The sequence below is a fragment of the Williamsia sp. D3 genome (genome assembly GCF_000506245.1).
In the GTDB taxonomy this organism is placed as follows: Bacteria; Actinomycetota; Actinomycetes; order Mycobacteriales; family Mycobacteriaceae; genus Williamsia; species Williamsia muralis.
On the sequence record NZ_AYTE01000012.1, the window covers coordinates 226,127 to 247,525 of the forward strand.

21 protein-coding genes are annotated in these 21,399 nt (G+C 65.1%); 5 read left to right on the forward strand and 16 right to left on the reverse strand.

What is annotated here, in order from left to right:
* Positions 1-18: 18 nt before the first annotated feature.
* The 12 genes from W823_RS37870 to W823_RS37925 all read right to left on the reverse strand — a co-directional run bounded on the left by W823_RS37870 (position 19) and on the right by W823_RS37925 (position 11,772).
* Entirely contained in the window at positions 19-1,182 is a 1,164-nt protein-coding gene (locus tag W823_RS37870; RefSeq protein ID WP_023956170.1) for an acyl-CoA dehydrogenase family protein, read from the reverse strand.
* Positions 1,179-2,888 carry an acyclic terpene utilization AtuA family protein gene (locus tag W823_RS37875; RefSeq protein ID WP_023956172.1) on the reverse strand — a complete coding sequence of 570 codons (1,710 nt, stop codon included), beginning with the start codon at positions 2,886-2,888 and terminating at the stop codon, positions 1,179-1,181. Before W823_RS37875 ends, W823_RS37870 begins: the two co-directional genes overlap by 4 nt.
* Positions 2,885-3,649: a TIGR03084 family metal-binding protein gene (locus W823_RS37880; RefSeq protein ID WP_023956174.1), complete on the reverse strand. Its 765-nt coding sequence runs from the start codon at positions 3,647-3,649 to the stop codon at positions 2,885-2,887. Before W823_RS37880 ends, W823_RS37875 begins: the two co-directional genes overlap by 4 nt.
* A gap of 328 nt (positions 3,650-3,977) precedes the next feature.
* Entirely contained in the window at positions 3,978-4,871 is an 894-nt protein-coding gene (locus W823_RS37885) for a PaaI family thioesterase (RefSeq protein ID WP_152538009.1), read from the reverse strand.
* A gap of 34 nt (positions 4,872-4,905) precedes the next feature.
* Complete coding sequence (locus W823_RS37890) at positions 4,906-5,778, reverse strand: SDR family NAD(P)-dependent oxidoreductase (protein ID WP_023956177.1); 873 nt, start codon at positions 5,776-5,778, stop codon at positions 4,906-4,908.
* Between the two features lie 5 nt (positions 5,779-5,783).
* Positions 5,784-7,040 carry a hypothetical protein gene (locus tag W823_RS37895; RefSeq protein ID WP_023956179.1) on the reverse strand — a complete coding sequence of 419 codons (1,257 nt, stop codon included), beginning with the start codon at positions 7,038-7,040 and terminating at the stop codon, positions 5,784-5,786.
* A gap of 7 nt (positions 7,041-7,047) precedes the next feature.
* Entirely contained in the window at positions 7,048-7,599 is a 552-nt protein-coding gene (locus W823_RS37900) for a hypothetical protein (protein WP_023956181.1), read from the reverse strand.
* A 15-nt stretch (positions 7,600-7,614) separates the two neighbouring features.
* Positions 7,615-7,806, reverse strand: coding sequence for a ferredoxin (locus W823_RS37905; protein ID WP_023956183.1), 192 nt, complete (start codon positions 7,804-7,806; stop codon positions 7,615-7,617).
* Between the two features lie 15 nt (positions 7,807-7,821).
* Positions 7,822-9,171: a cytochrome P450 gene (locus W823_RS37910; RefSeq protein WP_023956185.1), complete on the reverse strand. Its 1,350-nt coding sequence runs from the start codon at positions 9,169-9,171 to the stop codon at positions 7,822-7,824.
* Positions 9,168-9,962, reverse strand: coding sequence for an SDR family oxidoreductase (locus W823_RS37915; protein ID WP_023956187.1), 795 nt, complete (start codon positions 9,960-9,962; stop codon positions 9,168-9,170). Before W823_RS37915 ends, W823_RS37910 begins: the two co-directional genes overlap by 4 nt.
* Positions 9,962-11,185 (reverse strand): cytochrome P450, encoded by a 1,224-nt coding sequence (locus W823_RS37920; RefSeq protein ID WP_023956189.1) that lies wholly within the window; start codon positions 11,183-11,185, stop codon positions 9,962-9,964. The genes W823_RS37915 and W823_RS37920 overlap by 1 nt, the downstream gene beginning before the upstream one ends.
* On the reverse strand, positions 11,182-11,772 hold the full coding sequence (locus W823_RS37925; RefSeq protein ID WP_030165000.1) for a TetR/AcrR family transcriptional regulator: 591 nt from the start codon (positions 11,770-11,772) through the stop codon (positions 11,182-11,184). Before W823_RS37925 ends, W823_RS37920 begins: the two co-directional genes overlap by 4 nt.
* A gap of 66 nt (positions 11,773-11,838) precedes the next feature.
* Between W823_RS37925 and W823_RS37930 the strand changes: the two genes are divergently transcribed.
* From W823_RS37930 to W823_RS37950, 5 genes are all read left to right on the forward strand, one after another.
* A complete protein-coding gene (locus tag W823_RS37930; protein WP_023956193.1) occupies positions 11,839-13,305 on the forward strand; it encodes an aldehyde dehydrogenase in 1,467 nt (488 codons plus the stop codon).
* Between the two features lie 9 nt (positions 13,306-13,314).
* Positions 13,315-14,052, forward strand: a complete 738-nt coding sequence (locus W823_RS37935; protein ID WP_023956195.1) for an SDR family oxidoreductase — start codon at positions 13,315-13,317, stop codon at positions 14,050-14,052.
* Positions 14,049-14,918, forward strand: a complete 870-nt coding sequence (locus tag W823_RS37940) for an NAD(P)-dependent oxidoreductase (protein ID WP_023956197.1) — start codon at positions 14,049-14,051, stop codon at positions 14,916-14,918. Before W823_RS37935 ends, W823_RS37940 begins: the two co-directional genes overlap by 4 nt.
* Positions 14,908-15,294 carry a carboxymuconolactone decarboxylase family protein gene (locus tag W823_RS37945; RefSeq protein WP_023956199.1) on the forward strand — a complete coding sequence of 129 codons (387 nt, stop codon included), beginning with the start codon at positions 14,908-14,910 and terminating at the stop codon, positions 15,292-15,294. Before W823_RS37940 ends, W823_RS37945 begins: the two co-directional genes overlap by 11 nt.
* 92 nt (positions 15,295-15,386) lie before the next feature.
* Positions 15,387-16,289: an LLM class flavin-dependent oxidoreductase gene (locus tag W823_RS37950; RefSeq protein ID WP_235189451.1), complete on the forward strand. Its 903-nt coding sequence runs from the start codon at positions 15,387-15,389 to the stop codon at positions 16,287-16,289.
* 95 nt (positions 16,290-16,384) lie between these two features.
* On the opposite strand, the gene W823_RS37955 is transcribed toward W823_RS37950, so the two are convergent.
* The 4 genes from W823_RS37955 to W823_RS37970 all read right to left on the reverse strand — a co-directional run bounded on the left by W823_RS37955 (position 16,385) and on the right by W823_RS37970 (position 21,393).
* Positions 16,385-17,308, reverse strand: coding sequence for an HNH endonuclease signature motif containing protein (locus W823_RS37955; RefSeq protein WP_051406408.1), 924 nt, complete (start codon positions 17,306-17,308; stop codon positions 16,385-16,387).
* Positions 17,305-17,706 (reverse strand): hypothetical protein, encoded by a 402-nt coding sequence (locus tag W823_RS37960; protein ID WP_038252531.1) that lies wholly within the window; start codon positions 17,704-17,706, stop codon positions 17,305-17,307. The genes W823_RS37955 and W823_RS37960 overlap by 4 nt, the downstream gene beginning before the upstream one ends.
* Before the next feature lie 151 nt (positions 17,707-17,857).
* Positions 17,858-18,598, reverse strand: a complete 741-nt coding sequence (locus W823_RS37965) for an ABC transporter ATP-binding protein (protein ID WP_023956201.1) — start codon at positions 18,596-18,598, stop codon at positions 17,858-17,860.
* Entirely contained in the window at positions 18,595-21,393 is a 2,799-nt protein-coding gene (locus W823_RS37970) for a branched-chain amino acid ABC transporter permease/ATP-binding protein (RefSeq protein WP_023956203.1), read from the reverse strand. Before W823_RS37970 ends, W823_RS37965 begins: the two co-directional genes overlap by 4 nt.
* Between the last annotated feature and the right edge of the window lie 6 nt (positions 21,394-21,399).

Below are 21,399 nucleotides of genomic sequence, written 5' to 3' on the forward strand. Positions count from 1 at the left end.
CGTCGATCTCGGGCGCGCTCACGGGTGATACCCCAATCGTTTTCCGGCCAGGCCGGTGAGGATTTCGGTGGTTCCGCCGCCGATGCCGATGATTCGCATGTCGCGATACTGGCGTTCGACCTCGGTGCCGGTCATGTACCCCGCCCCACCGAACAGCTGCACTGCCTTGTCGGCCACCCACTCCCCGGCCTCGACCGCGCTGTTCTTCGCGAAACAGACCTCGGCGATCAGATCGGTCTCGCCGGCGGCCGCGGCGTCCACGATCGCGTGGGTGTAGGTGCGGACCACGTCGATCTTGCGGGCCATCTCGGTGACCGTTTCCTGCACCGACTGCCGGGCGATCAGCGGTTTGCCGAACGTGTGCCGCTCACGGATCCACTCCAGGGTGAGGTCGAGACACCGTTGGGCGCTGGCGTAGGCCTGCACGGCCAGGCCGACCCGTTCGGTGACAAAGGCTTGCGCGATCTGCACGAACCCGGAGTTCTCCGCACCGACGAGGTTGGTGACGGGTACGCGGACGTCCACGTACGACAGCTCAGCGGTATCCGATGCGCGCCAACCCATCTTGTCGAGCTTGCGGGTGACCGTGAAGCCCGGGGTGCCGCGCTCGACCACCAGCAGGGAGACGCCACCTGCACCCGGCCCGCCGGTGCGTACCGCGGTGACGACGAAGTCCGCACGTACACCTGAGGTGATGTAGGTCTTGGCGCCGCTGACGATGTAGTGATCGCCGTCGCGAACCGCAGCGGTGGTCAGGTGGCCGACATCGCTGCCACCGCCGGGTTCGGTGATCGCGAGACTGCCGATCTTCTCTCCGGCCAACGTGGGCCGGACCCACTTCTCGATCTGCTCGGCATCTCGTGCGGCGATCAGATGCGGTAGCGCGATCCCGCAGGTGAGCAGCGACGAGAACACTCCACCGGACACACCCGCATAGTGCAGTTCCTCGCCCAAGATCGTGGCGTCGATCAGGTCTCCACCCGAGCCGCCGACTTCTTCGGGAAAGCCCAATCCGAGGAGTCCCACCTCCGCGGCCTGCTTGTGCAGGTCCAGCGGCAGCTCGCCGAGGCGCTCCCACTCGTCCTGGTGCGGCAAGATGTGTCGCTGCGCGAAAGCCCTGACGGTACTGCGCAATTGCGCCCGCTCGTCAGTTCTCCACGCTGGGGTCTCGAGTGTTCTCACGTCAGCTCTCCGAATTCGATGGGGATGTCGATGTGTCGTGATCTCAGCCATTCCCCCAGGCCTTTGGCCTGAGGGTCGAACCGGACGTTGTCCGCGACACCGCGACCGAGGATGCCCTCGATCACGAAGTTCATCGCCAGCAGGTTCGGGAAGACGTGGCGATGGACCGTCAGTTCGGCGGCTTCGGGGATCAAGGCTGTGAACCGATCGGTCGTCAGGGTTGTCACCAGCCACTCGAAGTGGTCCGGGTTGCGCACCCACACACCGACATTGGCGCTTCCGCCCTTGTCCCCACTGCGCGCGCCGGCGATGTCGCCCAGCGGAGCCCGTCGGGTGAGACCCCAGCGGGCGGGATCAGCGGGCTCGTCCGGCGAGAATGTGTCGGCAGCCGGAGCCGACGTCGCCACCGGGCTGGCATCGATGTCGAGCGTCGTTCCGTCCGCGAGATGCACACGGTGAGGAACGCGGTGTGCCGGTACATATCCGGGCTCGAACACCGCAAAGGGTGAGCCTGTCCCCGGCGGGGCGGTCATCGTGAAGCCCGGGTAACTGGCCAGCGCCAATTCGACCGCAGCCGAGGAGAACTGGCGCCCGACGACCTTCGGGTCAGCGTCCTTGGCGACGCACTGGAGCACTGCACTCGCCTGTTGTTGCGTCGGTGCGTCGGTTTGATCGAGGCGGGTGAGGGTCCAGGTGAGGTCGGCCGGTGCGCGATGCAACTCGGACTCGAACTGCGCCCGCACCAGTTCGGCCTTCGCCTCGATGTCCAGACCCGTGAGGATCATGGTGACCTCGTTACGGAATCCGGCCAGGTGGTTCAGCGACACCTTCAGGGTGTCCGGTGGTGCCTCACCTCGCACACCGGTCACCCGCACGCGGTCGTCGCCGAGATCCTCGAGCTCGATCGTGTCGAGACGAGTGGTTGCATCAGGCCCGAGGTAGCGCGGCCCGCCTACCTCGTACAGCAACTGAGCTGTGACGGTTCCGACCGTGACCGCCCCGCCCGTTCCGGCATGTTTGGTGATCACCGACGACCCGTCGGCCTCGACCTCGGCGATCGGGAATCCCGGGTGACGCAGGTCTGCGATCTCGGTGAAGAACGCATAGTTGCCGCCGGTTGCCTGGGTGCCGCATTCGATGATGTGGCCGGCGACCATGGCACCGGCGATCTGATCGAGATGGTCGGGCTCCCAACCGAAGTGGGCGATGGCGGGACCCACGGCGAGTGACGCGTCGGTGACGCGACCGGTCACCACGATGTCGGCGCCGGCCTGCAGGGCGGCGGCGATGCCGAAGCCACCGAGGTACGCGTTTGCTGTCAGTGGCGTTCCCAGCCCGAGATCGGCAGCACTCGCGGTGAGGTCGTCGCCGTCGATGTAGGCGATTGACGGCGAGAGGCCGAGTTCGCCGGCCAGCCGGGTCAACGCCTCGGCCAGGCCCGCCGGGTTCACCCCGCCCGCGTTGCTGACGATCTTGACACCGCGATCCATCGCCGTGCCGAGATTCGTCTCCATCTGTCGCAGAAAGGTTTTCGCGTATCCGAGCGTGGAGTCCTTGAGTCGGTCACGTCCGAGGATGAGCATGGTCAGCTCGGCAAGGTAGTCGCCGGTCAGGTAGTCGAGTTCACCGCCGGTCAGCATCTCCTGCATCGCGGCGAAGCGGTCACCGTAGAAACCTGACGCGTTGCCGATGCGTACCGCGCTCATCGGCCGCCTCCAGGAGGGCCCGCGAAGCACTGCGCGATGGTCGCCCACCGGGCCGCATCGTCACCCTCGGTGCGGATGTCGACATCTGCCGGGTTTCGGCGTTGGGTCACCAAGAGGCAGAAGTCGAGAGCCGAACCGGACACCTTTTGCGCAGCCCCCTCTGGCCCCCACGTCCACACCGAACCGTCGGGAGCCGTCAGCTCATACCGGAATTCCTCGGCGGGAGGAATGATCTGGTTCACCTGATACGCAAAATCACGGGTTCTGACCCCCAAGTGTGCAATCGACTTCAGTCGAGCGGTCGGTTCGTTGGAGATTCCCAGCGCATCGGCGATGTCGAGGCCGTGAGCCCACACCTCCATGAGCCGGGCCGTGGCCATCGATGCCGCCGACATGGGCGGCCCGAACCACGGCAGCTTCTCGCCGGGCGGGTGGGACAAGAGCGCGTCCATCAGAGCACGTCGGCGCGTACGCCATTCGGCAAGGAGTTGCGCGGGCGGTTTCGCCGCCTCTTCACGAGCCCCGTCATCGACGAACGTGGCGGGTTTCTCCCATGCCGTCTTGAGGATGTCGTCGAACGCTGCGGGGTCGGTGGCCGCGACGCGCGCCTGCTCGTCGGTCCACGACAGGTGCGCCACCTGGTCGATGACCCGCCACCCAGCAGCGGGAGTGCTTGCGAACCAGTCGGATTCGGGTAGATCTGCAACCATGCTGTCTACGACGTCGATCTCGGCGGACAGGTCTGCCACCAACTCGGCCACGATGCTCACCGGGCCAGCATCACACGACCCGGGAGCTAAAGCAAGCACTGCTGCTTGTTTTGGCCCCGAGCGGACTCTCGTACCCGTCGACCGGGCCGAAACTCCCGTCGAGCGGGCCCTCGTGACCATCGAGCGGGCCGAAATCCCAATCGAGCGGGCCGTAAGGCTCTCGACCGGGCTGAAGCCCGCGCCGGGTAAGCGAGCAAGTGCGCCGATCGGCCCGGTCGACGGAAGTTTCGGCCCGCTCGACGGAAGTTTCGGCCCGGTCGACGGGAGTTTCGGCCCGCTCGACGGAGGTTTCGGCCCGCTCGACGGGAGTTCGGCTCGCTCAGGCGGCCGCGTCGGCCGTGGCCTCCGCGAGGACTGTTCCGTCGGCGCCCATCATGGTGGCCAGCAACGAGGCGATCCGTCGTCCGGCCTTGATCAGCTGAACAGAGATGATCAGCTCACCGGCATCTATCGCGGGCGACCGGAAGTAGCTGAGCGTCATGTCGACGATCCGGAAACGAACTCCCGCGGCGGCGGGCAATTCCGCGCCGAGCGAGCACGCCTCCGTCATCGCGGCCATCACCACTCCGCCGTGCATCGTTCCCATCTGATTGGCCATACCGGCCGTGGGTGTGACCGCGACGGAGATGTTGTTCTCCCCGACTGCTGCCACCCGAACGCCGAAGAGGCGTTGGACCGGCCCGTGTTCGATGGCGCCGTCGACGAGTCCACGAAGTATGTCGAGACCGGTGAGCGTGGGGTCGAGAGGTGCCGGCGCCGGCTCCTGCTGAGCAAGGTGAGCATCACCCCCGGCGCTGCCGGCCTGACCCTCTGGCATCTCTCCGGTCGGCCTGCTGACGACGATTGCCCGCCCGGTAGCCAGACACACGACGCGGCCGTCGTCGTCGTCGTCGACGAGTTCTGCCGATGTCACCCCGTGTCCGTCTGAGATGCCGACCACCCGACCACTGCCTCGAATCGAGCTTCCGATCCTCACGGGTGCCGGCATCGAAAGCGCAAGCCGAGCCTGCACGGTGGCCGAGCCCGGGGGTTGTGAATGGTAGAACTCAGCGCCGCCGACGATCTCGGCGAGTGTGGCGACCGAGGTCAGTCCGGCATCGCCCCGGTGGTCCACCAATCCGGTCCCCACGTACTGACGAAACGATCGAACCCCCGCGTCGGTCTTCGAGTACTCGATGGCGAGCGAGGTCAGCGGCCCGGACGATTCGGTCATGTCCACTACCTACCACGACCGCCGCGGGTACGGCTCAGCCGGGAACGAGTCCATGCAGCTCCGGCAACGTGTAGGGGGGTTCGTCCTGATGTCCGCGATACGCCACGAAAGCAGGCTCGAAAGCCGGATATCGGCCGATGAATCCTCCTGCTGCACTGAATATCTGGCCGGTCACCTCGGACGCCAGATCACTCACCAGGTAGGCGTACAGCGGGGCCACGTAATCCGGTGGTGCCGGATCGAGCGCGGCGTCACGGGTGAACTCGTCGAGCAGTCCGCGCTCGAAGAGACCCTTGATGTGCGCTTCGTAGCCGGCACCGGTCGACAGTCGGGTTCTCCCACCGGGACAGATGACGTTGACCCGGACGCCGTGCGGCTTCAGGTCTGCGGCCAGCGCCAGCGCCAGACCGTTGACGCCGCCCTTGGCCGCCGGGTATCCGGTGCCACCGAAGTTGCCGGCCGCGGCCGCCGAGCCCGTGGCCACGATCGACCCGTGAGCTTGCCGGGACAGGACCGGCGCGGCCACCCGAGCCAACTCGAAGGTGCTCAGCAGGTGGGCGTCGAGCTGCGCGCGGAAGTCGGCAGTCGACATGGTGAGGATCGACGACTGTTCGGGTTCGGCGATCCCGGCGCAGTTGATCACCGCATCCAAGCGGCCGAACCCGTCGATCGATGCCGCGATCAATGCTTCGGCGACGCCGTCATCGGCCGCCGAACCGGCAACCGCCACAGCGACACCGCCGCGGTCCCTCAGATCGGCGGCGACGCGGGAGGCCACGTCACCGTCGCGTCCGTTGATCACCACCGATGCACCCTCGGCGACAAGGCATTCGGCCACGGCGCGACCGATTCCCCGGCTCGAACCGGCGATCACCACGCACTTGCCGGAGAGATGCTGTTCGGCCACGGAGGTCAGGCGCCCGAGTTGACCGGCGTGATCGACAGCGGGATACCTCGATCGGCGAATTCAAAGGTCGATCCGCCGCTGAATCGCGCAATCGTGACCTCGCCGAGTTCCTTGATGGCTTCGGCATGTGCGATCTCGACCACAACGTCGCCACCGTCGCGGTAACCGGTCACCGCCGACCAGGTGAGATCGACACCGGTGGCCATCGCCAGGACCGGTTCGAGATGGTCTGGATCGATGTGTGCCAGCCAGCCGCCGTCGCCGACCGCACTGGAATCGGCAGGGATACGCAGCCGGACGATGGCGGACTCCCCCGTGCCGTGCACCGACACCTCGGTGCCCGCGTACTGATCAGGGCCGAGGATCGGATGTACCCGCAGTACCGCGGCCAGATCCTCGGCGCCCTGTCCAAGGCCAAGGCATTTACGCAATCGATCGGCCGTCAGACCGGATATTCCCGTCAACTGCTTGCGGAAGATCTCGGCTGCCTTGTCTTGGTCGGTCTTGCCCCGCACCGACATCAAGAAGCCCAACGCCAGCAGATGGTGTTGCAGTGCAACCTCTTCGGCGATACGCACCAGGGCCGAGTGGGACCAGTCCTCGAAACGCAGGTCTTCCCAGACCGGCCCGATGTAGTCGCCGTGGCCCTCGCTTTCCGGGTCGATCGGCGACAGTTCAATCTTCGCAGCCTGTGTTTTCGACATCTCGATGGATTCGGGAGGCAGCGGTAGCTCTTCGCGGTCCGGCTCGATGGTGACCGTCCACGCGCAGTGCGGGTGCTGATCGGCCGGACGGCGAGGTGGCCGGTGGATCGGGCGAATCCGTGCCCGCCGGTTGGTGGCGATCGCGGTGGCGTCGAAGGTGGGGTCTTCGATGTCGTGGCACATCGAGGTCACGTAGTCGTCGCCCATCGGCTCCACGTCCATCAACGCGCCGCAGTGGTTGAGGACGAACTCGCCGTGATACTTGTCGAAGATCGTGTAGCGGAAGTCCATGAACTGCGGTGGTGCGCCGATGTCGAGTTGCAGGCATTTGAACATGTCCGCCACGCCGTCACCGTCGATCTGCAGAGCGGTTCGCATCCGCCCGGTGTAGACCGGGCTCGCGGCCATCCACTCCTCGATCGCAATCTGTGCCATGGTCTCGCGGCCGAAAGCCGCTATGCAGTGCGCCATTCCGGACCGGTCGATCAATTGGCCGGACAGCAGTAGTTCTGGCACCAGCTTGGCCAGCTGGGCGCGACTCAGGTCCGCGTATGACATCTGCCGGTCACCACATCGGAACTGGAGTCTTGCCGAGGGGGTACCACCCTGGCAGCAACTCCTTGGCGTTGACGACCCGGTCGATGCGGCCCTGCATTCCCTTGCTCATCACGCCGTCGGTCATCATCTCCATGAACAGTGCGGTGACGTTGCCGTAGTCGAAGAAGTCCCGCTGCCAGCCCCACTTGTAATCGCCGGCGTACTTGAACCAGCTGCCCTGGATCCCTTCCAGCCCATAGTGCGAACCATCCGGGCGGGTGGCCTCGAAGATCTGCTTCCACAGTCCGAGCATGTCGCCGGTCTTCTCATCGATCACCCACGTCTGGTAGGGGTAGGTCCACCCGTCGAGACCGTCCATCTCGTAGCCGATCGCGTAGTCACGGATCTCATCTCGACCGACCGCCATGAAGTCATGCTTGGCGCCATAATTCCAGCCGTATGTGGCGTCTTCGGTGTAGAACTCCGCAAGTGGACGCCAGTCGCCGGCTTTCTCGCAGTCGACGTTCCCCTGCAGCCAGCGCTCGACCATCTCGTCGAGCTCAGCGCGATCAAATGCCATGGAAATAACCAACTTTCATTCTTCAATGATCTTGAGGGCCTGAGTGGGACAGTAACGCACAGCGCGCTTCACGTCCTCCAAATGACTGTCATCCGGTTGCGGGTCAAGGAGATTCACCGATTCGCGTTCAGCTTCGAAGATCTCCGGCGCTTCCATTTCGCACATTGCGTGTCCCTGGCACAGATCCAGGTCGACTTCGATTCTCATCGGCTGCTCCCGTCTTCAGCGAGCGCGCTTGCGGTACTTCACCTTGCACGGCTGGGCGAGCTGCACAACCATTTTCGAGTGATCGTTCTTGTACGACTCGGACGGCTGGCTCATCTCGAACTCATAGTTCTGCAGCAGCACAGAGAAGATCGCCTTGAGCTGCATGATGGCGAACTGCGCGCCGACGCAACGGTGCCTGCCCGCACCGAAGGGAATCCACGTCCACCGGTTGGCGAGATCTTCCTGACGGGGTTCGAGGTAGCGGTCCGGGTCGAAGCTGTCCGGGTTCGGGAAGTCTTCCGGCAACCGGTTGGAGATGGCAGGCGACGCGGCGATGGTCTGGCCCGCGGTGATCTCGAAGTCCTCGACGATGAACTCGTTCTGGACCACGCGCATCAACACGATCAGCGGAGGGTGCAACCGCAGGGCTTCTTTGAGCGCCGACTCCAGCTTGGGGATCTGACGCATCGCACCGAAGCTGTATTCGGCACCACCGGAGTAGATCTCGTCGAGCTCGTCGGTGACCTGCTTCATGTAGTCGGGGTGGCGCAGCAGTTCGATCAGCGTCCAGGCAGCGGTGCCGGATGTGGTGTGGTGTCCGGCGAACATCATCGAGATGAAGATCCCGGTGATGGTGTCCGCGGTGAAACGGAGGTTTCCCTCCTCGTCGCGGATCGAGACCAGGACGTCGAGCAGGTCCTTGTCGTCGCTCTCGTCCGGCTCGGCGATGCGGGTGTCCATGATTTCCTGGACCAGCGCGACCAGTCCCTCGCGGGCGGCGTCACGCTTGCGGAAACTCTCGATGTCGGCATGGGCGTCCACGTACGCGATCGGGTCGGTGCCCTTCTCGAGGTCGTGGTAGAGATGCGCGAACCTGCCGTCGAGCTGTTCGCGGAACTTCTTGCCCACCAGGCAGGTCGACGACGTGTAGATGGTCAGTTCGGCGAAGAACTCGAGCAGATCGATCTCGCCCTCGTCACCCCAGTCGGCGATCATGCGCTCGACCTCGAGCGGGATCGTGACGGCGTGGTTCTTCATGTGGGCACCCTTGAGCGCCTGGTTGTGGAGCATCTCCGAACGCCGTTCGGGGCTGGCATCGAACACCACACCCTCACCGAAGATGGGCGTCATGAAGGGGTAGGCCGCCGCCTGGTCCAGGTCCTCTTCCGATGCACGGAAGAAGGCTTCATTGGCCGCGGCGCCCGAGACCAGCGCGACCTCGCGGTCGGCGAGCTGGAAGATCCCGACGTCGCCGCATTCTTCACGGACCCGCTTGAACAGGCCGATGGGATCGGTGGACAACTCGTCGAGATGGCCGTGCTCGCCGTCGCCACCGGATACGCGCTTGGGCTTGGTCAGTGTCATTTGCTGTCTCCTTCAGTACGAGCGACCGGGGCTTCGGCCTCGACCTCGACCAGGCGCATGTGTGCACCCCGAGGCATTGAAACGATGGTTGTGACCGCGGTGGCCAGATGAACGGGCTTGAGGAAGTTGCCGTGCCGGGCCAGGCCCCACGGAATCCAGTCGTTGAGCACCGATTCGGCGACCTCGGGCGAGAAGTTCATCCCCATGCCGGTCATCACCTGGCCGGGACGAACGAGACTGGCGCGCACACCCGTGCCCTCGAGTTCCATCCTGGCGACTTCGGCGAGTCCTTCGACACCGCATTTGGCGGCCACGTAGGCGCCCATCTGCGGACGCGGCGACACCACCACATCGGAGCTGATGAACACAAAATCACCACGCCGGCGACCGATCATCTCGGGAATCAGCCTGCGGTACAGACGTTGCGCCCCGAACAGGTGGATGTTCACCTGCGCGGCGAAGTCGTCGGTGGACACCTCGAACGAGCGTCCCGGTTCCAGGTCGCCGGCACCGGACACGGCCACCTCGATGGGACCGAGCTGGGCTTCGGCCTTGGTGACGAACTCGTCGATCGAGTCGGCATCGGTGATGTCGAGCGGCAGGGCGATCGCCTCGCCACCCGCTTCGTTGATCTGGTCGGCGAACTCCTGTGACTTCTGCACCCGCCGGGCGCCCAGTGCCACCGGATAGCCGGCCGCACCGAGCATGACGGCCGTCGCTGCGCCGATGCCGGACGAGGCACCGGCGACGACCACCGGCCTGCGTTCTGGGTGTCCGGGGAACCGTGGCATCAGCGCACCTTCACTTTCATGGGCAGGGCCGCGAACCCGCGGACGTTGACCGAGTGCACCCGGGCGGCGTTCTCGATGTCGATGTCGATCTGGTCGATCGACTTGACGATCTGTCCCAGTGCGACATTGGCTTCCAGCCGCGCGAGGTGTGCGCCGAGGCAGAAGTGGGTGCCGAGGCCGAAGCTGGTCAGGGCCTGCGAGCTGTCCCTGGTGATGTCGTAGTTGTCGGGGTTCTCGAACACGTCCTCGTCGCGGTTCGCCGAGCCCAGGAGCAAGAGCACACGCTGACCGGCTGGGATCGTGTAGCCGCCGTACTCGACGTCCTCCATGACCCGGCGGACGACGATCTGGGTGGAGTTGTCGTACCGCAGGGTCTCTTCGGTCCACTGGGGCACGGCCTCGGGATCGGCCATCGGTATCGCGAGCTGATCAGGGAACCGCCATCCCCAATACACCGCATTCGCAAGCAATTTGGTGGTCGTCTCGTTGCCTGCGACGATCATCAGGATCATGAACCCGATGATCTCGTCCTCGGTGAGCCTGGTCTTCTCACCCGTCTCGTCGTCGAGGACCTCGGCGTCGAGGAGAGCGGACACCAGGTCGGTACCCGGCTTCTTGCGGCGCTCGACGAGCAGCTCGGTGTAGTAGCGGGTCAGCTCGAAGTAGGCGAGCACCGCGGCCTCGGGAACGTCGAAGACGCCCTCTTCGCGGTGGATCAGCAGGTCGGACTGGGTCCGCAGGTGGGCGCGGTCGGCCACCGGCACGTCGAGCAACTCCGACACCACATCCATCGGCAGCAGACCGGCGAACTCGGTGACGTAGTCGAACTCCCCCATCTCCAGGCAGCGACTCCAGTGTTGTTGGGTCAGTTCAGCGATCCGGTCACCCAGCTCCGCGACCCGCTTGGGCGTGAAGCCCTTGGAGACCAGTTTGCGGATACGCATGTGCTTCGGGTCGTCAAGGGCAAGGAACGACATCGACTTGTGCGCATCGGGGCCGTACGCGGCCGGGTCCATCGACACACCCCAGCTGTTGGACAACCGGACCGCATCGCGGAATCCGTTGCGTACGTCCTCGTGCTTGGCGAACGCCCAGAAGTCCATGTCCGCGTTGTGGTACACCGGCGCCTCGGCGCGCAGGCGGGCATACGTGGGATAGGGGTCTTCGTGGAAGTTGTAGTCGTAGGGGTCGAACGGGACCCGGGTCTGCATACCTGTGGTCATCGGTTCTCCAGCAGTAGTCGTGCCGCCGCGTCGAGCCGGTCGGCGATGGCGGAATAGGTTTCGTATCCCATGCCGGCACGCACGAGCGCGCCGGAGTACAGCATTTCGAGCGCCTCCAGCAGCGCCTCGTTCTCAGGGGCCTCGGGGTCGCCGCCGAGGGCGGTGGCCAGTCGTTGCCGGATCAACACGCCGATCCGCAACCGGAGGTGCTCGACATCCGGATCCGAGCCCAGCAGCGATGCGGTCACCGCACGGGCCAGATGGGTGTCGTCCTCGACAGCCAATGCCACCGAACGCAATTGGGTGACAACCCGTTCGGTTCTGGGCAACGAGGGGTCGGGGTCGGCGATCCCCTCGGCCAGCCGGCGCCAGAAGAGCTCGGCCACCACATGGCCCTTGGAACTGAAGTACGTGTAGGCCGTGGCCGGTGCGACGCCTGCGCGCTTGGCCACAGATCGCACGGTCAAGGCGTCGTATCCGACTTCCCGCAACACCTCCACCGCCGCGGCGGTCAACCGGTTGACGGTCTCCGCCTGAGCGGTCGTCAGCCGCCGGCGAGTGGATTCGAAAGAAACCGGACTGGACATGGACGCTGACATTACACTAGGTTCATACTCGAGTCCAGACACGTGTCCAGAAGGAGGCGACCAGCAATGGCGCTGAAGCCAGAAACCAGCTCTGAGCTGCTCATCGACGGGAAGCTCGTACCCGGTTCCGGTGGCACTTTCGACATCATCAACCCGGCCACCGAGGAGGTGATCGGGCAGGCCGCCGACGGCACCGTCGCCGACATGGAGGCCGCCATCGCCGCCGCGCGCACGGCATTCGACACCACCACCTGGCGCCACGACCACACCTTCCGGGCCAAGTGCCTGCGCCAACTCCGCGACGCCTTGCAGGGCCATATCGAAGAGCTCCGCGAGATCACCATCGCCGAGGTGGGTGCCCCCCACTTCCTGACCTCAGGCCCCCAACTCGAGGGCCCGATCAACGATCTCGGCTGGTTGGCCGACCTCGCCGAGAGCTACGAATGGGAAAGCGACCTCGGTCGGGCCAAGCCGATGGGTATCAAGACCCAGCGGCGCGTACAGCGTGAGGCCGCCGGAGTGGTCGGCGCCATCACGCCGTGGAACTTCCCGCACCAGATCAACTTCGCGAAGATCGGCCCCGCGCTGGCGGCCGGTTGCACGGTGGTCCTCAAGCCCGCCCCCGACACCCCTTGGTGCGCGGCGCTGGTCGGCAAGGTCATCGCCGAGGAAACCGATATCCCGGCCGGTGTGATCAACATCGTCACCTCGAGCGATCACTCTGTGGGAGCCGTACTTTCGAGCGATCCCCGCGTCGACATCGTCTCGTTCACGGGCTCCACCGCAACCGGCAAGAAGGTGATGGCGGCAGCCGCCGACAGCCTCAAGCGCGTCTTCCTCGAACTCGGCGGCAAGTCGGCGTTCATCGTGCTCGACGACGCCGACCTCGCATCGGCCTGCTCCATGGCCGGCTTCTCCGTGGTCACCCATGCGGGCCAGGGTTGCGCGTTGACCACGCGACTGCTGGTTCCCCGCGAGAAGTACGACGAAGCCATTGCGCTGACCCGTGATTCGATGGCGGGACTACCTGCCGGAGATCCCACCGATGCCGGAACCATCTGTGGTCCGGTCATCTCCGCGACGCAGCGAGACCGCGTCGAGGGCTACTTGAAGCTGGCGCGCGACGAGGGCGGCACCATCGAGATCGGTGGCGGCAGGCCCGCGAACAAGGAGAAGGGCTACTACATCGAGCCCACCCTGATCTCGGGGGTGGAGAACTCTGCACGTGTTGCGCAAGAAGAGATCTTCGGCCCCGTGCTCGTGATCATCCCCCACGACGGCGACGACGACGCGATCAACATCGCCAACGATTCCCCCTACGGCCTGTCCGGTGCTGTGTGGGGCACCGACCCCGAGCGCATCCAGCACGTTGTCGACGGCGTCCGCACCGGGACGATGAGCATCAACGGTGGTATCTGGTACGGCGCCGACGTACCGTTCGGCGGCTACAAGCAATCCGGCATCGGACGCGAGATGGGCGTTGCCGGATTCGAAGAATACCTGGAACTCAAGGCCATCGCGGCACCAGCATAAGGAGCATGTATGAGCAACAACCGATTTGAAGGCAAAACCGCCATCGTCACCGGCGCCGCCGGTGGTATCGGCGAAATCTATGCACGCCGTCTGGCCGCCGAGGGCGCCAACGTTGTGGTCGCCGACCTCAACGACGAGGCAGGCAAGCAGGTCGCTGGCGACCTCGGTGGACTCTACGTCAACACCGACGTCTCCGATCCCGAGTCGGCGCAGGCCCTGGCCACCGCCACCCTCGATGCGTACGGGCAGATCGACTATCTCGTGAACAACGCCGCGATCTACGGCGGGATGAAGCTCGACTTCCTCATCACCGTCCCCTGGGATTACTACAAGAAGTTCATGAGCGTGAACCTCGACGGCGCCCTTAACGTGACCCGTGCGGTCTACGGTCACATGAAGCCCGGTAGCGCGATCGTCAACCAGTCCTCCACCGCGGCATGGCTGTACAGCGGCTTCTACGGCTTGGCCAAGGTGGGAGTGAACGGCCTGACCCAGCAGCTCGCCACCGAACTCGGCGGTTCCGGCATCCGCGTCAACGCGATCGCACCGGGGCCCATCGACACCGAGGCGACCAAGTCGACGACGCCGGGCAGCATGGTCAAGGACATGGTCAGCAAGCTGCCGCTGTCTCGCATGGGTACACCCGACGATCTGGTCGGCATGCTCCTGTTCCTGCTGTCGGACGAAGCCGGCTGGATCACCGGTCAGATCTTCAATGTCGATGGCGGACAGATCATCCGGTCATGACAGATCAGAAAGCAGTCGGCTTCATCGGCCTGGGCAACATGGGTGCCCCCATGGCCGAGCGCCTACTCGCCTGGCCCGGCGGCCTGGTTGTCTGCGACACCCGGCCCGAGGCGGCCGACAAGCTGGTCGAAGCCGGAGCCACGCTGGCTGATTCGCCTGCCGAGGTCGCCAAGACCGCAGGGGTCATCGGCATCACCGTCCTCAACGACGAGCAGGTCAAGTCGGTGGTCTCCGGCCCCGACGGCATCCTGCAGACCGCGGCGCCCGGCACGGTCATCGCGATCCACTCCACGATCGGTCCGCAGACCGCGATCGATCTCGCCGCGGTGTGCGCGAAGTCCCGCGTGGAGTTGGTGGATGCACCGGTCTCCGGGGGCGCCCCCGGAGCGCAACAAGGCAAGCTCGCCATCATGGTCGGCGGTGAGCGGTCGGCCTATCTACAGCTGAAAGAGCCGTACTCATCCGTCTCGGACATGATGGTGCACGCCGGACCGGTGGGTGCTGGTACCCGGATGAAGTTGGCCCGCAATCTGCTTCACTTCATCGCTTTCACCGCGACCACCGAGGCGGCGCGGCTGGCGGAGGCGGCGGGCATCGACATCGCCAAGCTCGGCAAGGTGGTCCGGCACACCGATGCGATAACGGGTGGACCGGGTGCGATCATGCTGCGGGACACCACGGCGCCCATCGATCCCGACGACTTCTGGTACGGGATCTTCACGCACGTGCGGGATCTCGGCGAGAAGGACCTTGCACTCGCCTTGCAGCTCGGCGCCGAACTCGGGGTCGATCTGCCGCTCGGGCATATCTCTTTGGATCGTTTCGCTGACGGCTTGGGTGTGGGAAAGGCAAACAATGACAACTGAGGGCACGTCAGAGCGACGTCAACGGGGCCTGGACATGATGTCCAAGGTGTACGGGTGGGACATGCAGGACGGCCCGGGCGACTTCTTCGCTCACACCGCCGATCAGCTGTTCGCCGAGGTGTGGACCCGTGAGGGTCTCACCGTGCGGGATCGGAGACTGCTGCTGCTGGGCGCGCTGGCCGCAACCGGGCAGACCGATGTCGCCGAGATCCAGGCCGGCGCCGCACTCGGGAACGGCGAACTCGATGGCGATCAGCTACTCGAAATCGCTTTGTTCCTCTGCTATTACATCGGCTGGCCGCAAGGTACCCGGCTCAACATGATGTTCGGCGAGGTCATCAAGAACCACAAGAAGGCGACGCGGGCAACGGACTGAGAGTCGTCCGGTGACATTCTTCGCGACTCGATTCGACTTCCGCGCTCCCGGCGCCACCCCCCGCCGCCCGCGGCGAACTGTTCGCGCGGTCGGTGGAGCAGGCGAAGTACCTCGACACGCACGGCCAGGACGCCCTGATGTTGTCGGAGCACCACGGTTCGCCCGACGGCTACCTCCCGAGTCCGATGCTGGTGGCGTCGGCGTTCGCCGCGCGAACGTCTCGGATCGCGATCACAGTGTCCGCGCTTGTCGCGAATTTGTACGACCCGCTGCGGCTGGCCGAGGACATCGCCGTCCTCGACCACCTCAGCGGGGGCCGGGTGTCGTACACACTGGGACTCGGGTACCTGCCCCACGAGTACGCCCAACTCGGTCGGCCGTGGGGCAGTCGGGGCGCCGATATCGAACGACTGATCGGCGTTCTTCGGGCCGCGTGGAGTGGAGAACCGTTCGAGTTCGAAGGACGGACAGCGCAGGTGACTCCGGCGCCGTTGTCCAAGCCCCATCCGATGTTGTTCTACGGCGGCGGCTCCAGGGCTGCTGCTCTGCGCGCCGCCCGGCTCGACCTCGGCTTCCAACCCCAAGTCGCCGACACCGCGTTGCGCGACCTGTACGAGTCCGAATGCCGTGCGCACGGCCGCGAACCGGGTTTTGTGATGATGCCGCCGCCAGGGCCGTCGACGGTGTTCTGCTCCGAAGACCCGGACCGGTTCTGGCACCACTACGGTTCGTACCTTCTCGCCGACGCCCAGGCGTACGAGGCATGGCACGGCGATCACGCCTCGCATGTTCGAGACAGCTCCACCACCGTGGACGAACTTCGTAGCGGCACGGGCTATCTGGTCTGCACCCCGGACGACCTGGTCGAGAAGTGCCGAAGTCGCGAAGTACGCCTGGTGACAAGTCACCCCCTGTGCGGCGGGATGCCTGAGCAACCATCCTGGGACAGCGTGCACCTCATCGGCGAGAAGGTGCTCCCCGCACTGAGGAACTGACGCCCCAGAGACTGGGACTGAGTCGGCCTCACACTGTGTAGTTGTCAAGGAGCTGGTCGATCGGTTACATGGTCTGCAGTTCGAGATCTCGAGTTCTAGGCGGCGGCCGGCAGGACGATCTGCGACCGCCGGTGGGCCGGTATCGGTTTCTGTCGTCGATCGACACTCTTCGGTGGCGTGAACCACGGATGCCCATCGCCACCTATCGCGACTGCCCACCCCTGGTGGTGAATCATTCGGTGATGGTGCCGACACAACAGGACGGTGTTGCTCAGGCTGGTCTTGCCGCCTTTGGACCAGTGCTCGATGTGATGGGCATCGGTCCATCCCGCAGGGCGACCACATCCTGGGAACGCGCATCCACAATCGCGCGCCAACAACGCTTTCCGTATCGCCGGGGTGACCGTGCGATGTTCTCGACCGACGTCGAGAGGTACACGTTCACCGTTGAGGATCATCGACGTCAACGTGGCATCGCAGGCCAGTAACCGTGCGGCTTCACCACTGATCGGACCCATCCACTGCAAGTGGAACGCGCTCGTATAACCCCGATCATCGAGGAACTGCGCGTACTCATCCGTCGACGCCCCTGACCCCGGCAGTGCCGCCCCTTCCTCGGCCAGCTCACGCGCATCAACGGTCATCGTCAGATGCGGGCGCACCCCACCCACCGTCGGCCGGTCTTCGGCCTGCAAGTAGGCGTCGATCAAGCGCTCGAGGCCTTCGGCCATTCGTTGTTCGGTCGAGCGTGGGTCGGGCGTGCCGTCGTCGGCCGGCATCGGCCTGGTCAGTGGATCCAGCCCGGTCAACAATTTCTCCCCGAGAATCGCGTCGACGTCGAACTTTCCGCGCACCCGCCCGTCACCACCGGGAGTGACCGTGAAGCCGTTCAGCGCAGCGTTTTCCGACACCGGCACCGCACCGGTTGTTGGCGCGAGCGCGCACGCATCACCACGAGCCCGTTCACCGATCTCAGTGGGTGTGGCACCCGACCACGCCTGCCCCAGCAGGCGGTTCACACAGCGTCGCGGGCTGCGTCCGGCAATTCGGGCACAGCTCGCTCGACATGCGCTATGCCCCGCACGATCGCGTCGACCTGCTCGCCGGAGAAGTCACCGTCGCGAGCATGATCCTCGACCCGCGGTAACAACGCCAAGGCACGACCTACCCGCACCGTGCGGTGGGAACACCCCGGCGCAAGTCCCCCGCTCATCAACAGAGCAGCAGTGGACGCCGCTCCGAGCCGCTTGGCCACACCACGCCGATCGAGCGCCCCCGCCCACACCGACAACACGTGATCAACAAGATGACGAACCTTGATCAACGCCACCACCTGCTCGGCCAGAACGGCATCAGCTTCAGGCGGTGACCCCTGCGCAACCACAGCCAACGCTGTGCGGATTCCCCCGATATCCATGCCTCAACTTTAGAACAAGATCACCGCTCGCACAAGTGTTCGAATCAATTTATTTCGCTGCGCCGCAACCCATTTCGAGGCGGCAAACACTGGGGAACCACCCAGTCTAACCGCGGGGTCTGACAGTTCTTTCGACCAGAAAGAGCCCAACTCAGCCCGCAACGCTCTCCGAGTCACCTTTGCGCGCACCCATGTACGCCCGCTCGACCAACGATGGATCGTCCGACAGCACCGACGAGGGCTGGTCGAGGACCACTTCACCGTGCACCATGATCACGGCCCGGTCCGCGATCCCGAGGGCGAGGTGGACGTGCTGTTCCACCAGCACGACTGCGGTGTCGCCCCGGTCCGCGACCGCGCGGATGATCGGCAGGATCGACTCCACCACAACGGGTGCGAGCCCCATGCTCAGCTCGTCGATGAGCAGTACCTTCGGCCGCTGGATGAGTGCGCGGCCGATGGCCAGCATCTGCTGCTCGCCCCCAGACAGCTGGCCGGCGTCGACTTTGAGGCGAGCACCGAGCGCCGGGAAGTACTCGAGCACCTCGTTCAGAGCCTGCTTTCCGCGGTCACGTCCGCGGGTCGCGAGCTGAAGGTTCTTGCGCACGCTCAGCCCGCGGAAGAGCGCGCGGTCGTCGGGCACCAGCACAAGGCCCGATCCCACTGCCGCGCGCGGACTTCCGCGACGAAGGGTCTGCCCACCCACCAAGACGTCCCCGCCGAAACTCGGCAACAACCCGGCCAAGGTGAGCAACAAGGTGGTCTTGCCCGCACCATTCGGCCCCAGCAGCGACACCACCTCGCCCGCGCCGATGTTCAGGTCGACGTTGCGCACACACGGGCTGCGCTTGAAGTACCCGGCCTCCAGGCCCTTGCATTCCAGCACGCTCATGAGATCACCTTCTGTTCCGTGAGCCCGGTCGCCGATGTGGCCTCGGCGGTGTCCCGACCACCCGCAGGCACACCCAGATAGGCACGGATGACGTGCTCGTCGGCCCGGATGGCGTCGGGTGTCCCACTGGCGATGACCTTGCCGAGATCGAGAACGATGATTCGATCGCACACGGACAGAACGAGTTCCATATCGTGGTCGACGAGGAGCATCGTCATGCCGTTGTTGCGGACGGCGCGTAGCCGTTCACCGAGCCACCGACTCTCGTTGCTGTCGAGGCCGGCGGCGGGCTCGTCGAGCAGTGCCACCGAGGGATTGCCCGCGAGCACCCGCGCCATCGACACCAATTGCCGTTGTCCTTGTGACAGTGAGGCAACGGTGACATCGGCGACCGAATGCAGATCGAGCAAGCCGAGAACATCGTCGACGCTATCGTCGCTCGTGGAAGCCTTACCGCCACGCGCGCCGACGGTGACGTTCTCCCGCACGGACAGGTCGTCGTACAGCTCGACATCCTGGAACGTGCGACCCAATCCACGTCGGCTGCGTCGGTGCGGAGCCAGATCGGTCACGTCGGTTCCGTCGAGAGTGATGTGTCCCGACGCCGACGCGAACCCACTGATGGCGTCGATCAGAGTGGTCTTTCCGGCACCGTTCGGCCCGATCAGCCCGACAATCTCGCCGTCGAACACCTCGAACGACACCTCACTCACGGCGGTGACCGCGCCGTACTGCACCGACACGGAGTCGACCTTCAGCAGCGTCCGGTCACGATCGATCACCGGTGTACCGGCGTCGAGCCGACCGGACGCCGTCGTCGGCGCCGTCGAGGCATCAGGCTCCCCTGCCGGGGCTCGGGGTGTCTCAGGGCGCGAAAACCGTTGCACCAGAGGGGTGATGCGTCCGGCGATGCCGTCCGGGTTGATCATCACCGTCAGGATGAGGAGCACCCCACTGGCCAGCGCGTAGTAGTCACCGAAGTCGAAGGCCCGGTCGAGCACGATGTACAGCAACGCACCGGGAGCGAGGACACCTGCGAGCAGGGCGCCCGACACGGACGTGATCCCGGCTGTGTAGATGATGGCGAAGATCGCGATGCCGGCGAACACACTGAACGGATCAGCGGTTGCGAGAGTTTGTTGGTATGCGAGCAATGTGCCGCTGAGCCCGGCGAGAAACGAGCCGATTGCGAACGCGGCCAACTTGGTTCGCGACACGTTGATACCCGCGGCGGCCGCGGACCTCTCGTTGGCACGGACGGCCAGCATGGCCGAGCCGAGCCGACTGCGCCGCAGCAGACCGACGCCGACCGCAGCGATCACCACGATGATCAGGCACAGGATCCCGAACGAGATCCTCGGGTAGTTCTCTCCGGCGCCGATACCCAGATCGATCCCGAAGATGCTCGGTGCGTCGAAGTTCGAGCCCTTGAGTCCGCCGTTGAACGACGGGTTGCGGAACCAGAAGGTCTCCAGGAACACCGCGAGCGCAAGCGTGACCACCATGAACGGGAGCCCCCGGATCCGGAGGGCGGGCAACCCGACCACCACCCCGATGACCGTGGCCATCAGTGCAGCCAGGATCGGCGCGAACGGGAACGGTATCCCCAGTTCGGTGTTCACCACACTCAACCCGAAGGCACCGACACCCGCGAGGGTCAGCTGGGCGAGCGAGACCTGTCCGGCGAACCCGGTCACCACCACCTGCGAGAGTCCGAGGATGGCGAAGATGAATGTGGCGATGATCGCCCCGCGGTAGCTGCCCGACGTCGCCGACAGGGCGATGACCGCAACCACGGTGGCGACAACTGCCGGCGTCCAGATCCGTCTCGGACGGGGAGCCCGTCCGAGGTTCTGGTGCACGATACCGCCGCGACTGGGCAATGGCCGACCTTTGACCACCAAGAACACCAGAATCAAGAGCAGCGGGATCGCCTCGGATACACCAGATTTCGGAATCCAGCTGTAGAGACTCTGCAGGTGCGTTCCCTCTGCCTGCAGTATGCCGATGCCCAGCCCGGCCGCGACGGCCAAAGCCATGGACGAGAAGTTGCCCACCAGCGCCGCAGCCAGCGCGGGCACGATGAACATCGTGTACGCGATCGGGCTCAGCGGCACGATCGGGGCGATGAGAATACCGCCGAGTCCGGCGATCACCGACGACAGAGCCCAGTTGCTCACTGCGATGCGATCGGGCGAAAGCCCGGTGACAAACGCACCTTTCTCCGATTCCGCGGCGGCTTCGGTGGCCACGCCGAACCGCGTGAAGTGGTACACCAGCGCGACCACTGTCGCCAGGGCCACGATCACCACGGCGAGCCAGATGCGGTCGGTGGGCACCTGACTCTCACCGATGGAGAGGACTCCCGGTTCGAAGATCGGTGCCACCGGAACCGCTGTGGTGCCGACCCGAAGCGCGAGGAGCGCCTGGATGGCCAGCATGAGACCGATCGACGCAACGGCTTTGGCGACCACCGGCGCCGACCGCATCGGGCGGAAGACCACCAGGTACAGCAGCGCTCCCAGCGCCGCCGCGATCACCAGCGAGATCGCGACGGCGGGAACGAGGTCGAGTTCGCCACCCAATTCGATCGTCGACGGGAAGCCGGGTACCGGGATGAGGAGTTCTCCCTCACGCAGTAACCCATACGTGTACGTGGTGTACAGCGCGACAGCTCCCGTCGCGAAGTTCACCACCCCCGAACTCTTGAAGGTCATCACCAACGCGAGTCCGAGGGCGGCGTAGACCGCTCCGTTGCCCAGGCCGAGAAAGAGGTAGGCAAAGTGCTCGGTCATCTACTG